12 protein-coding genes and 1 rRNA gene are annotated in these 13,821 nt (G+C 71.1%); 1 reads left to right on the forward strand and 12 read right to left on the reverse strand.

All coding sequences use genetic code 11. The annotated features are described in order from the left end of the window. Positions 1–205 precede the first annotated feature (205 nt). Entirely contained in the window at positions 206–1,702 is a 1,497-nt protein-coding gene (locus ACFU7Y_RS25635; protein WP_224276627.1) for an MFS transporter, read from the forward strand. 142 nt (positions 1,703–1,844) lie between these two features. Here the strand turns inward: ACFU7Y_RS25635 and ACFU7Y_RS25640 are convergent, their stop codons facing one another. From ACFU7Y_RS25640 to rrf, 12 genes are all read right to left on the reverse strand, one after another. Further along, complete coding sequence (locus tag ACFU7Y_RS25640) at positions 1,845–3,266, reverse strand: DNA polymerase IV (RefSeq protein ID WP_224276625.1); 1,422 nt, start codon at positions 3,264–3,266, stop codon at positions 1,845–1,847. A 73-nt stretch (positions 3,267–3,339) separates the two neighbouring features. After that, a complete protein-coding gene (locus ACFU7Y_RS25645; RefSeq protein ID WP_224276623.1) occupies positions 3,340–4,062 on the reverse strand; it encodes a vancomycin high temperature exclusion protein in 723 nt (240 codons plus the stop codon). A gap of 94 nt (positions 4,063–4,156) precedes the next feature. Further along, complete coding sequence (locus ACFU7Y_RS25650; RefSeq protein ID WP_224276621.1) at positions 4,157–4,801, reverse strand: MerR family transcriptional regulator; 645 nt, start codon at positions 4,799–4,801, stop codon at positions 4,157–4,159. Between the two features lie 223 nt (positions 4,802–5,024). Next, on the reverse strand, positions 5,025–5,501 hold the full coding sequence (locus ACFU7Y_RS25655; protein WP_224276619.1) for a bifunctional nuclease family protein: 477 nt from the start codon (positions 5,499–5,501) through the stop codon (positions 5,025–5,027). A 97-nt stretch (positions 5,502–5,598) separates the two neighbouring features. Beyond that, positions 5,599–6,294 (reverse strand): MerR family transcriptional regulator, encoded by a 696-nt coding sequence (locus tag ACFU7Y_RS25660; protein WP_224276655.1) that lies wholly within the window; start codon positions 6,292–6,294, stop codon positions 5,599–5,601. A gap of 179 nt (positions 6,295–6,473) precedes the next feature. Next, positions 6,474–7,355, reverse strand: coding sequence for an FHA domain-containing protein (locus ACFU7Y_RS25665; protein ID WP_308020150.1), 882 nt, complete (start codon positions 7,353–7,355; stop codon positions 6,474–6,476). A 229-nt stretch (positions 7,356–7,584) separates the two neighbouring features. Then, entirely contained in the window at positions 7,585–8,490 is a 906-nt protein-coding gene (locus ACFU7Y_RS25670) for a DUF881 domain-containing protein (protein WP_374119918.1), read from the reverse strand. A gap of 268 nt (positions 8,491–8,758) precedes the next feature. Next, positions 8,759–9,091, reverse strand: coding sequence for a small basic family protein (locus ACFU7Y_RS25675; RefSeq protein WP_030062488.1), 333 nt, complete (start codon positions 9,089–9,091; stop codon positions 8,759–8,761). Next, positions 9,088–10,116, reverse strand: a complete 1,029-nt coding sequence (locus tag ACFU7Y_RS25680; protein ID WP_308020149.1) for a DUF881 domain-containing protein — start codon at positions 10,114–10,116, stop codon at positions 9,088–9,090. Before ACFU7Y_RS25680 ends, ACFU7Y_RS25675 begins: the two co-directional genes overlap by 4 nt. A gap of 273 nt (positions 10,117–10,389) precedes the next feature. Then, a complete protein-coding gene (locus ACFU7Y_RS25685; RefSeq protein WP_224276616.1) occupies positions 10,390–12,885 on the reverse strand; it encodes a mannose-1-phosphate guanyltransferase in 2,496 nt (831 codons plus the stop codon). A gap of 124 nt (positions 12,886–13,009) precedes the next feature. Next, complete coding sequence (locus ACFU7Y_RS25690) at positions 13,010–13,630, reverse strand: CDP-alcohol phosphatidyltransferase family protein (protein ID WP_224276614.1); 621 nt, start codon at positions 13,628–13,630, stop codon at positions 13,010–13,012. Between the two features lie 100 nt (positions 13,631–13,730). Continuing rightward, positions 13,731–13,821, reverse strand: a 5S ribosomal RNA gene (gene rrf, locus ACFU7Y_RS25695); the annotation flags it as partial.

The following is a 13,821-nucleotide window of genomic DNA, read 5'->3' on the forward strand; positions in this document are numbered from 1 at the left end:
GGGCCCCGGACACCGTCCGGGGCCCTGGTCGCACACCCGACCGTTCGCCTCCGCCGCAGGTGCCCTCCGCACACCCACCACAGCCCCTTGTCGCGTACCCGACCCTTCGTCTTTGCCAAAGCTTAACCACTCGATATTTGACACTCTGAAGTATCCCCCTGCATGGTTACTTCAGTTCATTCACTATGTACGGGAGGAAGCAACCGTGAGTGAGGCACCACAGCCCACCACCGCGGCCGAGAAGCAGAGCAGCGCCCGGGTCCTGCCGGCCCTCATCCTGGCGATGCTGTCGTTCAGCGTGGTGCAGACCGCGGTCGTCCCGATCCTGCCCTCGCTGGCCAGGGAACTGAGCGTCTCCGCCTCCAGCATCACCTGGCTGATGACCGCCAACCTGCTCTCCGCAGCCGTGCTGACTCCCCTCCTGGGCCGCTTCGGTGACCTCCGGGGCCGCAAGCCGATGCTGCTGATCTCGCTGGCCGGCCTGGTCGCCGGTTCGGCGCTGGCGGTCAGCACCCACTCCTTCACCTGGCTGGTCGTCGCCCGCGTCCTCCAGGGCGCCGGCGGTGGCGTCCTGCCGCTGGCGATCAGCATCGTCCGTGACGAGCTGCCCAGGCAGAAGGTGACCGGCGGCGTCGCCGCCATCAGCGCCTCGATGGGCGTCGGCTCCGGCCTCGGCCTGGTCGCCACCGGCCTCCTGCTGGAGCACTGGGACTACAAGTCGATCTTCTGGATGGGCCTGGTCTTCGGCCTGATCGCGGTCGCCCTGGTCGCCTTCCGCGTCCCGTCCGACCCGGTCACCGACAAGGACGGCGGCGCCGACCCGCTGGGCGCCCTCACCCTGGCCGGCTGGCTCTCCGCGCTGCTGGTCGCGGTCAGCCAGGGCAACCACTGGGGCTGGACCTCCAACAAGACCCTCGGCCTGTTCGCCGTCGCCGCCGTGGTCGCCCTGGTCTGGGGGATCATCGAGACCAAGGTCGCGCACCCGCTGGTGGACATGAAGATGATGGCCCGTCCGGCCGTCGCCTTCACCAACGTGGCCGGCCTGCTCATCGGCTTCGGCATGTACGGCTCCTTCATGGTCATCAGCAACTTCGCCCAGACCCCGGAGAAGCTGACCCACTACGGCTTCACCGCCACCGTGCTGCACGCCGGCATCATGCTGCTGCCGTCCGCGATCGGCTCGATGGTCGCCGCGCCGGTCGGCGCCCTGCTGATCGCCCGTCGTGGCCCGCGCCTGCCGCTGGTCCTCGGTGGCGTCCTCGGCGCCGTGGCGATGGCCTACCTGGCCGTGCGCCACGGCCAGGAGGGCGACATCTACACCGCCTCGGCGATCTTCGGTCTCGGCGTGGGCCTCGCCTTCGCCGCGATGCCGGCCTACATCAACGGCGCCGTCCCGGCCGAGCAGAGCGGCATCGCCAACGGCATGAACTCCGTGCTGCGCACGGTCGGTGGCGCGATCGGCACCGCCGTCATGGCCGCCATCCTCACCGGCGACACCATGAAGCTGCCGCCGCAGATCCCGCTCTCCCTGCCCACCCTGGACGCCTACAAGCACGCGTTCTGGACCGCGGCCGTCGTCTGCGTCGTCGCCGGTGTCGTCCCGTTCCTGATCCGCGGTGCCACGTCGGCCGCCACCCCGACCGTCCTCGGCGGCTCGGCCCAGCAGGACTCCAGCCCCGAGCTGGTCAAGACCGACGCCTGACGAGGCGTCCGGCCCCCGCGCTCAGGGACAGGGCGCGGGGCCCCGGTCTCCGTACGTCGCGAGGGCATCACGACCGTACGGCGTCCGGTACGGTGATCGGCCCCGCCCGGTACTCCCCCACCGGGCGGGGCCGCTTCGTGTTTCAGGCCCCCTCCTCCGACCCGTCGGCCGCATCCGCGTCCGGCACACCGTCCTCACCCTCGTCCCGGCGCAGCGGCAGCGGCCGGGACGGTTCGAGCGCCGGGTCGTCCACCGCGAAGGTCCGCACCCGCCCCGGCTCGCTCCACGGCGTCTCGAACCGTACGGTGACCCTCCCGACGCCGCTGCCCTGCACCCAGCCCGGCCCGAACTCCTCGTGCCGGACGTCCTGTCCGGGCATCCAGCGCCGCACCACGACGGCTTCCGGCTCCTCCTCGGCCTCCTCGGCCTCGGCCACCGCCTCCGCGTGCTCCGCCGCTTCCTCCCGCAGCGCCTGTGCGAACAGGTCCTCCTGGGTGTAGTCGGCGAGTTGGGCGACGCCCACGCCGAGCAGCCGGACCCCGCCGGTGATGTCCACCTGTTCCGCCAGCCGGCGCGCCGTCGCGGTGATCACCGTCTCGTCGTCGGTGGGCCCGCCGAGCGTTTCCGAGCGGGTCAGCGTCGAGAAGTCGAACCGCCGGACCTTGAGCACCACCGTCCGCCCCGAGCGCCCGGCCGCCCGCAGCCGCCGCACGCACCGGCCGGCCAGCGCCTCCACCTCGCGCAGCACCCGTTCCCGGTCGGCCAGGTCCACCTCGTAGGTGTCCTCCACCGACACCGACTTGGCGTCCTGGTCGGCGATCACCGGCCGGTCGTCCAGCCCTGTCGACATCTGGAAGATTCCGGCACCGTGCGCCCGCCCGACCAGCTGCACCAGCTCCGCCTCCCCCGCCTCCGCGAGGTCGGCCACCGTGTTCAGCCCGGCCCGGCGCAGCACCTGCTCGGTGGCCGGCCCGATCCCGGGCAGCGCCCGCACCGGCATCGGGCCGAGCACGGCCCGCTCCTGCCCGGGCTCGATCATGACCAGCCCGTCCGGTTTGGCCTGCTCGGAGGCGATCTTGGCCATCAGCTTGGACCCGGCCGCCCCGACCGAGCCGGTCAGCCCGGTCAGCCGCTGGATGTCCGCCCGCAGGTCCTCCGCCAGCGCGAGCACCAACCGCTCGCCGGTCTCGTGGTCCGCCTCCAGCAGCGCCGGGCCGTACGGACCGGCCTCCAGGTCCACGAAGGCCTCGTCCAGGCTGAGCGGCTGCACCAGCGGGGACAGCTGCCGCAACAGCCCCATCACGATCTCGCTGTTCTGCCGGTAGGCCTCGAACCGCCCCGACAGGAAGGCTGCGTTGGGGCAGAGCCGGCGCGCCTGCGCCATCGGCATCGCCGAGTGCACCCCGAACCTCCGCGCCTCGTACGAGGCCGTGGAGACCACCCCGCGCCCGCCGAGCCCGCCGACGATCACCGGTTTGCCGCGCAGGCTCGGCTTGGCCGCCTGCTCCACCGCTGCGAAGAAGGCGTCCATGTCGAGGTGGATGATGCTCGGCAGAGATCGCACCCGCCGATCATCGCGTACGGGTCCGACAGTGCGTACGACCCCGGCCGGACGCCCCGCGGCCCGCCCCCGGCGGCTACCTCTTCGCCGCCTCCGCCAGCGCCTTCGGAATGCCGTCCTCCGTGGGCCCGAGGAACACCGGGTCCGGCCGCAGCCAGGCGTTGGCCGCCGCCTTGCCCGCCCCGGCGATCTCCCGCAGCCCGCCGTACAGCCAGGTCGCGTCGTGCAGCTCCGGCACCCCGACCGCGTACGAGCGGATGCCCGCCGCCTCGCACAGCGCCAGCGCGCGGCGGACGTGGAAGTCCTGGCTGACCAGCACCGCGTGGTCCACCCCGAAGATCCGGTGCGCCCGGGTGCAGGAGTCCCAGGTGTCGAAGCCCGCGTAGTCCCGGACCACCCGGTCATCGGGCACCCCGTGCTGCGTCAGGTAGGTGTACATCGCGTCGGGCTCGTCGTACTCGTCCCGCCCGTTGTCCCCGGTCACCAGGATCGCCTGCACCTTCCCCTCCCGGTACAGGTCCATCGCCGCGACCAGCCGGTGCTCCAGGTACGGCGAGGGCTTCCCCTGGTCCAGCCCGGCGCCGAAGACCACCGCGACCGGCGCGGCGGGCGCGCTCTCCACCGTGCCCACCCGGTCCCCCGCGGCGCACCACACCCAGGCGCTCGGCGCCAGCGCCAGCGAGCAGAGCACCGTTCCGGCCTGGAACACCCTGCGCTGCGTCGGCCGCTGCCGCAGCCGCGCCCCCAGCAGCCCGGCCCTGCGCCGCAGCAGCCCCGCTATCCCGGTGCCGACCCCCACGTGCCCTCCCTCGATCAGGCCAACCAGGCAACACGACGAGGCCGCGGGCCCGAACGGTTCCCCGCCCGGGCCCGCGGCCCCGTCGAACGCCTGCTCAGACCGCCCGGTTGCGCCGCTGGGCCAGCTCGTCGGCCGGGTCGTGCCCGACCAGGGTCTCGCCGGTGTCGGTGCGCTCGGCGTGCAGCCGTCCGAGGGTGAGCTCCAGCTCCTGCCAGACCGCCCCGACCGCGATGCCGAAGACGCCCTGACCGCTCTTCAGCAGGTCCACGACCTGCTGCGGCGTGGTGCACTCGTACACCGTCGCGCCGTCGCACATCAGCGTCATCCCGGCCAGGTCGCCCTGATCGGCGGCCTGGAGGTGGGCGACCGCCACCCGGATGTTCTGCAGCGAGACGCCCGCGTCGAGCAGCCGCTTCACGATCTTCAGCAGCAGGATGTCGCGGAAGCTGTAGAGCCGCTGACTGGTGGACGGGTACGCGGTGCGGACGCTGGGCTCCAGCAGTCCGGTGCGGGCCCAGTAGTCCAGCTGGCGGTAGGTGATGCCAGCCGCCGCACAGGCCGTCGGGCCGCGGAAGCCGAGCAGTTCGGATGTCGGCGCCAGCCGCTCGATGGCCGGCTGGCCCGGTTGTACGGCCGGGAACCTGCCCATCCGGGGGAGATCCGTGACGGTGCGAGCGGTGCGCGGCATGTGCACGGCGCACCGGCCTCCCACGGCCGCGTCATCGCCGGTGCTGCTCATGCCTGCCTCCGTCCACTTGTGCTGCGGGCAACCCGACTGCGGGCATCGGCCACCCGGACAGCCACTCCTGACGGTAGGCAGTCCCCTATGACCCGTCAACGATCGCCACGCCGGGTCAGACAAACCACATCACTCAGGAGAGTGGTTTTTCGTGCCCCTAGTGTGGGTAGATGGACGGTTTTTGGCAAAACGGGCGGTCCAAATGGCCGCCCGACCGGCCCCGCTACTGCGGACCGCTGCCCCCGAAGTCCTCGGGCGACACCTGGTCGAGGAACTCGCGGAACTTCTCGACCTCGTCCTCCTGCTCGTCCGGGATCGCGATGCCCGCCTCGGCGAGCACCTCCTCGCTCCCGTAGATCGGCGTGCCGGTGCGCAGCGCCAGCGCTATGGCGTCGGACGGCCGGGCACTCACCTCGACCCCGCCGGAGAACACCAGCTCGGCGTAGAACACACCCTCCCGCAGGTCGGTGATCCGGACCTCGGTGAGCTGCTGGCCGAGCGCCTCCAGGACGTCCTTGAACAGGTCGTGCGTCAGCGGGCGCACCGGCGTCATGCCCTGCTGGGCGAAGGCGATCGCGGTCGCCTCGCCGGGGCCGATCCAGATCGGCAGGTAGCGATCTCCCCCGACCTCCCGAAGCAGCACGATCGGCTGGTTGGAAGGCATCTCCACTCGGACACCCACGACGTCGAGCTCATTCACACAGGCAACCCTATGGCTCCGCTCCCGGATATGAAAGCGCAGAGCCGACGCCGCTGGTCAGCGCGGTGCACGCGGTGCCGCCAGGGCACGTCGGCCGCTATCCGCGGGTCCGCAGACCGGCCTGGACCATTGCCGCGTGCAGCCGTACGGACAGCGTCGCGAGCTCCCGGGCGGTGGCCTCCGCGTGCGCCCTGGTCTGCGGGTTGCGGTGCCGGCGCAGCGGCGCCACCACCTGTTCGACCAGCGCGATCTCGCGGTCCGCCGCCGCCTTCATGGCCCGCAGGTGGCGGGGCTCCAGCCCGTACCGGCCGAGCTCCGCGACCAGCCGGGCCACCTGGAGCGCCTCGCCGTCGTACCCGCCGTCCGGGCCCGGGGCGACCAGCCCGTAGTACTCCCACTCCGCCAGCTCCGGCTCCCCGGCCTCGGCTGCCGCCAGCAGCTCGGCGCGCCCCAGCCGGACCCCGGAGGGAACCTCGCCGGCGGCCACCAGCTCCCGGTCCGCCTCCTCCAGCGGGCCGGGCCGGGCGTCGCCGGCGGAAGGCAGCGCGGGTGGGTTCTCACCGCGCTCGATGGCGTCCAGGTGTTCGCGGATCACCCGCAGCGGCAGGTAGTGGTCCCGCTGCATGCGCAGGACGTAGGCCAGCCGCTCGACGTCGGCCGGGCTGAACTTGCGGTACCCCGAGGGCGTGCGGTGCGGCTCCACCAGCCCCTCCGCCTCCAGGAAGCGGATCTTGGAGATGGTGACCTCGGGGAAGTCGTCGCGCAGGAAGGCCAGCACCGCGCCGATGCTCAGCAGATCGTCACCGCCACGCCGGCGCCCGGCGGGCCGCTCCCCCCGGACCGGCTGCCGCGGACCCGCGACCACCCCGCGCCCGCCGCGGTCCGCCTGCGGACCGGACGGGGTAGGGGGGGCCGCCCCGAGAGAAGAGGAAGGGGTATTCGTATTCACTCGGGCTCCTGCCGACGTCGTTTTCAGTACCCCCGGTTGTGGCCGGCGAAGAACACCAGCCGGTACTTCCCGATCTGCACCTCGTCGCCGTTGTTCAGCGACACCTCGTCGATCCGCTCCCGGTTCACGTAGGTGCCGTTGAGGCTGCCCACGTCCGCGACGCTGAAGCCGGCCGGGGTGCGGCGGAACTCCACGTGGCGGCGCGAGACCGTGACGTCGTCCAGGAAGATGTCACCCTGCGGGTGACGTCCCGCCGTGGTGACGTCCGAGTCCAGCAGGAAGCGGCTGCCGGAGTTCGGGCCGCGCTGCACGATCAGCAGGGCCGAGCCCGGCGGCAGCGCGTCGATCGCCGACAGCACCTCGGCCGACAGGGCCGGCGTGGCACCGGTGCCGGTCGTGGTGGTGGGGTCGTACGACTCCAGGCCGGAGATGGAGATGGTCGACGTGGTCTCCGCCGCCCCCTCCGGGAGCAGGCCGCCGCGCAGCGCCGTACCGCAGTTGGAACAGAACCGGGCCGCGGCCGGGTTCTGGTTGCCGCACCTGGGGCACGGAGTGGGGCCAGCCATGTTCACAGCCTCCTGGCGCGGCACACCCGACGGGTTGTGCCCGGCGTACGGATCCGGGGCAAACCCTCCACCAGAGGTTGAGGGTGCTGACGGGAAACCTATGCGCGGCTCGCCGGAGGGGTCAACCGACGCGCCGTAGCCCGCCGGATTCCCCGCGAACTGGGCGGCGCCGCCGTCCCGGTACAGCTGCTGGCCTGCGTACGGCGCGGCCTCGGGGGACGGTCGCATGCCCGGCACGACGGGCTCGTCCTCGGGCCGGCGGTGACGCGCGGTGGGCGCCTCGACGGCGGCCGCGTCGCGGCCCTTGTTGCGACCGAACAACTTCGAGAAGAAACTCACGGGCGAATCCCCTTGCGTGTGACAGACCCGCCCGCGGGGCAGGGTGAGAACCTCGGACATGCTGCGAGCCCGGTCGTTGCGGCTCGGGCCCGCTGGAGTGGTACTCCGACGGTTGGTGCTGCGGTTGTTGCTCCGGAGCGTACTGGTGCGAACCAGTCTCGCCCATGTGACGGCGGCGCCCCGCAGCGGGTGCCGCCCGCCCTTGACGGGCCGTTCGTCGGGTGCCCCGTCACTTCGAAGCCGGCTTGGCGTACTGCGGCGACTTCGGGTCCACGAGGGCGTCGACGACCACCTTCTGCTGCTGGGTGATCGTCGCCCGCGCCTGATGGCTCTCCAGCGTGCGGACGACACCTCCCGGGATGTTCAGCGCGGGTGTCAGATCCTGCGGGTTCCCCACGACCGTGAAGCGGTAGGGCTGCGAGACCTTCTTCCCGTCGATCTGCACCCCACCGGCCGACAGGTCGGTGAAGTAGGTGTTGACCACCACGCGCACATCGTTGATCTGAATCGCCTCCGCCCCCGCCGCTCGAAGTTCTTGCAGGGTGTCCAGCAGCATATCTGCCTTCACCTGCCCTTGGGGATCATCGACCGTGAGGACGATGCCCGGACCGGTGGCCTTGACGGTACCGGCGAGCACGCCGAGCTCCGTCACCTTCTTCCTGGTCTGCTCCTGGGCCTCCTTGGCCTGGTTGGAGCTGTTCTCCAACTTCGCCAGGGACTGCTCCAGCTCGGCCTTCTCCTGTTGAAGACGTTGCTGACGGCTGTCCAGTTCGTCGAGGATCCGCACCAGGTCCTCCTGGCGGGCCCCGCGCAGCTGACTGTGGTGGTCGTTGGTCGACCGCACCTGGATCGCCAGGCCCAGACCGAGCGAGAACAGCAGCAGCGCCACCACCAACTGGCCGCGCGACAGCCGCGGCGGCCAGAGCGCCGCCTTCAGGCGCCGCCGGCCCGCGTTCCGGTCCGGGACGGGCTCGGGCTCGGCGGCCACCTCCGGCTCGGGCTCAGCGGCAGGCGCGGGCTCCGGCGCAGGGCTCGCCTCGGCCTCGGGCTTGGAGTCGGCTTTGGGCCCGGCCTCCGGTTCGGCCCCGGGTGCCGACTCGATGACCTTCGTGAGCCGCAGCGTCGGCTCGGGCACCGAACCGGCCCCGAACTCGGCCGTGGCGTCGGGCTTCTCCTCCGACGCCTCCTCGGCCTCCGCGGTCTCTCCGGCCACTTCAGCGGCCTCGGCCGTGTCCGCCGCGCCCTCCGGCCCGGACTCCCCGTCCGACTCCGGCGCGGGCGCGCCAACGGCCTTCTCGACGGCCTTCGCAGCCGCCTTGTCGACCGGCTTCGCACCCGGCTTCCCTGCGGCCGGCCCGGTCGCCGATGCCTCCTGCTTCTCCTCCGCCGCCTCGCGGCCCGACTCAGGCACGGAAGACATGGCGCCGGATCGCGGCCGCGTTGGAGAAGATGCGGATGCCGAGGACGACGACCACACCGGTGGACAGCTGCGAGCCGACGCCCAGCTGGTCGCCGAGGAAGACGATCAGCGCCGCGACCACCACGTTCGACAGGAACGAGACGATGAACACCTTGTCGTTGAAGATCCCGTCGAGCATCGCCCGGACGCCGCCGAACACGGCGTCCAGCGCCGCCACCACCGCGATCGGCAGGTACGGCACGACGGCGTCCGGCACCTCGGGTTGGACGAAGAGGCCGACGACCACCCCGATCACAAGACCCAGTACGGCAATCACGGTCTGGCTGCTCCTGTCCCTGTCGTGGTCTTGGTGGTTCCGGTGGACGGACGCCGCTTGGCGGTGGAACTACCGCTGGGCGCGGCCGGCGAGCCGGATGGGGAAGGCGAGGCCGGTGGTGAGACGGACGCGCCGGGGCTCTCCTGGGTTCCGGCTCCGGCCGACGGCGAGCCGCCCGGCGCCGCCGGGGTCACCGCGGGCGAGGCCTCGGGCGTCACCGGCTGCGCGGTCCGCAGCGTCACCCCCACGGCCGCCGGCAGCGTCAGGTTCTTCTGCACGGAGAGCGTCGACTTGATGCCGTACTGCTCCTGGAGCAGCCGCAGGTACTGCCCGGCCATGTCCTTCTCGAACGCGGTGAGGAGCTTCGAGCCGTCCCCGATCGCCTGGATGCTGTACGGCGGCACCAGCGGCCGGTTGTCCACCAGCACCGCCTCACCCGCGGCCCGGATCGCGGACAGCGCGGTCAGCCGCTGGCCGTTGATCGCGATCGCCTCGGCCCCGGATCCCCAGAGGCCGTTCACCACCAGTTGCAGGTCGCGGTCCCGCAGCCGGCCGCTGTTGGAGAAGCCCTGCCCGGCCCGCGGGTCGACGTTTCCGCCGAGGCCCGTGCCAGAGGCGTCCTCCAGGACCAGCTTCACGCCCGGCCCGGTGACCTGGCCCAGGCCCACGGCCCCGGTCACCCCACCGGGATCGCCGTCCCCCGAGGCGAGCGCCTGCTGCTGCGTGCTGTCGACCTTGAGCCGCAGCTCCTGCACCTGCTTCTGCAGCCTGTCGGCCGAGGTGTTGCTGTCGTTGATCCGGTGGATCAACGCGTCCCGTTCCTTGGCCAGCGACGGCGCGGCCTTGTGCGCGTTCACCGCGCCCACCGTCACCACCGCGCCCACCAGCGCCAGCCCGGCGCCCAGCGTGAGCAGCCCCTGCACGGTGCCGGGTATCCGGCTGTCGCGGGCGCCACCGCGCGCGGCGGCCGCCTCCGCGTAGCCCTCGTCCAGGCCGTGGTCCATCACGTTGGTCAGCAAGGACATCGAGGCATCCGGACGGTTGTACCGTCCGTTCGGGGCACTCGGCGTCGGCGTCGCTGGCATGGAGACCATCGTCCCATGTCGCCGGGCTGGCCCGTGCACGGCCCCTGAGCTGCACACACGCTGCACACATGACGGAAAGTGACGGACTGTTCCGAATGATGTGAAAACGGACAGCAGGGCGCGCGGATCGCACCGCGCGCCCCGCCGTTCGAAGCAGTTCCGAGTCCGGCTCCCGACCGCGCTCAGGCGCGGACCGTGCTCAGCCCCGGGTCGTCACCGCCCCGCTCCGTCGACCACGGCCGCCCATTCGTCCAGCAGCGCCTCGGTGGCCTCGTCATCGGGGCCCTCCGCCCACAGGTGGGTGACCGCCTCGGCCGGGTCCGGCAGGACCAGCGTCCAGCGCCCGTCCGCCTCGACCACCCGGACGCCGTCGGTGGTGTCCAGCCGACGGCTGCCCGCCGCCTCCACCACCGAGCGCATGACCATGCCCTTGGCCGCCCACGGCGTCGCGATGTCCCGGCGCCGGATGTGCGCCTGCGGAATCCGCGCGTCGATCTGACTCAGCGTGAGCTGGGTCCGCGCCACCAGCCCGACCAGCCGGACGAACGCCGCGGCGCCGTCCAGCACCCCGCTGAACTCGGGCACCACGAAGCCGCCGCGCCCGTCCCCGCCGAACACCGTTCCCTCGGCGGAGGCCGCCTTCGCGAGGTCGTCCGGCGTCGTCGTGGTCCAGATGACCTGGGTGCCGTGGTACGCGGCGACCTGCTCGGCGATCCGGGTGGTGGTCACCGGCAGTGCCACCTGTCCGCTGCGCCGCTCGGCCGCCACCAGGTCCAGCAGCACCAGCAGCGCCCGGTCGTCGTCGATCACCCGGCCGAGCTCGTCCACGAACGCGACGCGCTCGCCCACCGGGTCGAACCGCACGCCGAAGGCAGCCCGCGACGAGGCGACCAGCTCGCCGAGCCTGGCCAGACCGGCCCGGCGCTCCTCCGCGTCCTCGGTCGGCCGCGCCTCGTCCAGCCCGCTGGAGACGGTGAGCGCCTCGACCCCGAGCCTGCCGAGGATGCTCGGCAGAACAAGGCCCGCGCTGCCGTGCGCGGTGTCCACGACCACCTTCAGCCCGGCCTCCCGGACCCCGGTGGTGTCCACCGTCCGCAGCAGGTTGCCCGCGTAGGAGTCGAAGACGCTGGACGGGAAGGTCAGGTCCCCGATCTCACCGGGGAAGGCCCGCCGGTACTCCTGGCGCGCGTAGACGCGGTCCAGCTTGCGCTGGCCGGCCTGCGAGAGGTCCGCCCCGCGCTCGTCGAAGAAGAGGATGTCCAGCGAATCCGGCACACCCGGCGTGGTCCGCAGGAAGATCCCTCCCGCGCTCCCGCGCGCCGTGTGCTGCCGGGCCACCGGCATGGGCACGTTCTCGAGGTCGCGGACGTCGATCGCGGAGGTCTGGAGCGCCGAGATCATCGCCCGTTTGAGCGCACGCGCACCACGCGAGTGGTCACGCGCGATGGTGACGGTGGCGCCCTTCTTCAGCGTCGTCGCGTACGCCCCCGCCAGCCGTACGGCCAGCTCCGGGGTGATCTCGACGTTCAGGATGCCCGAGACGCCGCGGACCCCGAAGAGGTGCTCCTGGCCGCGCGACTCCCAGATCACCGAGGTGTTGACGACGGCGCCGGCCTCGATGGTCTTGAACGGGTAGACCCGGACGTTCGCCCCGATGATCGACTCCTCGCCGACCAGGCACTCGTCCCCGATCACCGCGCCGTCCTCGATCCGCGCGGCCCGCATCACGTCGGTGTTCTTGCCGACCACGCAGCCCCGCAGATTGCTCTGCGGCCCGACGTACACGTTGTCGTGCACCACTGCCTTGTGCAGGAACGCGCCGCGCTTGACGACCACGTTGCTGCCCAGCACGGTGTGCTCACGGATCTCCACGCCGGCCTCGACCTTGGCGTAGTCCCCGATGTACAGCGGCCCCCGCAGCACCGCCTCCGGGTCCACCTCGGCACCCTCGGCGACCCAGACCCCCGGGGAGATCTCGAACCCGTCGAGCTCGACGTCGACCTTGCCCTCCAGGACGTCCGCCTGGGCCTTGCCGTAGCTCTCGTGGGTGCCCACGTCCTCCCAGTAGCCCTCGGCGACATAGCCGTAGACCCGCTTGCCCTCCTTCAACAGCTGCGGGAAGACGTCACTCGACCAGTCGACGGACTCACCCGCCGCCACGTAGTCGAAGACCTCGGGCTCCATCACGTAGATACCGGTGTTCACCGTGTCGGAGAAGACCTGCCCCCAGGTCGGCTTCTCCAGGAATCGCTCGACCCTCCCCTCGTCGTCCGTGATCGTGATGCCGAACTCCAGTGGATTCGGCACCCTCGTGAGACAGACGGTGACCAGAGCGTCCTTGCTGCGGTGAAAGTCGATCAATTCCGAGAGGTCGAAGTCGGTCAGCGCGTCACCGGAGATCACCAGGAAGGAATCGTCCTTGAGCGCGTCCTCGGCGTTCTTGACACTCCCCGCAGTGCCCAGTGGCGTCTCCTCGTGGGCATAGGTCAGGTGCATGCCCAGCTCTTCGCCGTCACCGAAGTAGTTCTTGACCAGTGACGCCAGGAACTGCACGGTGACGACTGTGTCGGAGAGGCCGTGCCGCTTCAGCAGCCGAAGCACGTGCTCCATGATCGGCCTGTTGGCGACCGGAAGCAGCGGCTTCGGCATGCTGGAGGTCATCGGGCGGAGTCGGGTGCCCTCGCCCCCTGCCATTACAACGGCTTTCATTACGGGTGCGTCCTCCTTCGCGGTGGTGGACCAGCAGGTCCATCAAACCGTTCCAGAGGGTTGTCTACCCGGAAGGTATCGTCCGACGCACCGATGAGGCGTGGGGCTTCTCTCAGATCAGGTCTCAGATCGTGGACGCCGAGCCCGCGGTGCTCCCCCGGACGATCTGCCTGGCCTGGACCGCGTAAAGAATCGCAGCCCACCAGTACAGGGTCGTCCCCCACCAGATGAACGCCCAGCTCACCACCTCGGCCGGCCGGGCGATCCAACTGTCCACACTGCCGAGCAGCAGAAGCGGAAACGCGTACATCAGATTGAACGTCGCGGCCTTCCCCAGGAAACTCGTCTGGAGCGGGCCGTAGCCGTGCCGGTTCAGAATCGGCAGCAGCGCGGCGATGAATGCCTCACGGGCCAACAGGATCGCGGTGAGCCACCACGGCAGAATCTCACGCCAGGTCAATCCGACCAGCGTGGAAAGCACATAGAGCCGGTCGGCCAGCGGGTCGAGCAGCTGCCCCACCCGGCTGATCTGCCCCCACCGCCGGGCGAGCTTCCCGTCCAGGTAGTCGCTGATCCCGCTCAACATCAGGATCAACAGCGCCCAACCGTCATTGTTGGGGCCGTCGAAAACCGGCCACAGGATGAGCCAGAGGAAGAGCGGAACACCGACCAGCCGGCCCATGCTCAGCATGTTGGGGATGGTGAGGACGCGATCAGTCTGGACCCGCGTCTCCTGGACCTCCACCCGGGGGGCCTCCTGTCCCGTGTGACGACAATTGCATGTTGACCTTACAACAGAGAAGCCCCCGACCGGTTCACCCGGCGGGGGCTTCTCTAGAATAATTGTTCGGCGGCGTCCTACTCTCCCACAGGGTCCCCCCTGCAGTACCATCGGCGCTGTAAGGCTTAGCTTCCGGGTTCGGAATGTAACCGGGC

It is taken from the genome of Kitasatospora sp. NPDC057542, assembly GCF_042801945.1.
In the GTDB taxonomy this organism is placed as follows: Bacteria; Actinomycetota; Actinomycetes; order Streptomycetales; family Streptomycetaceae; genus Kitasatospora.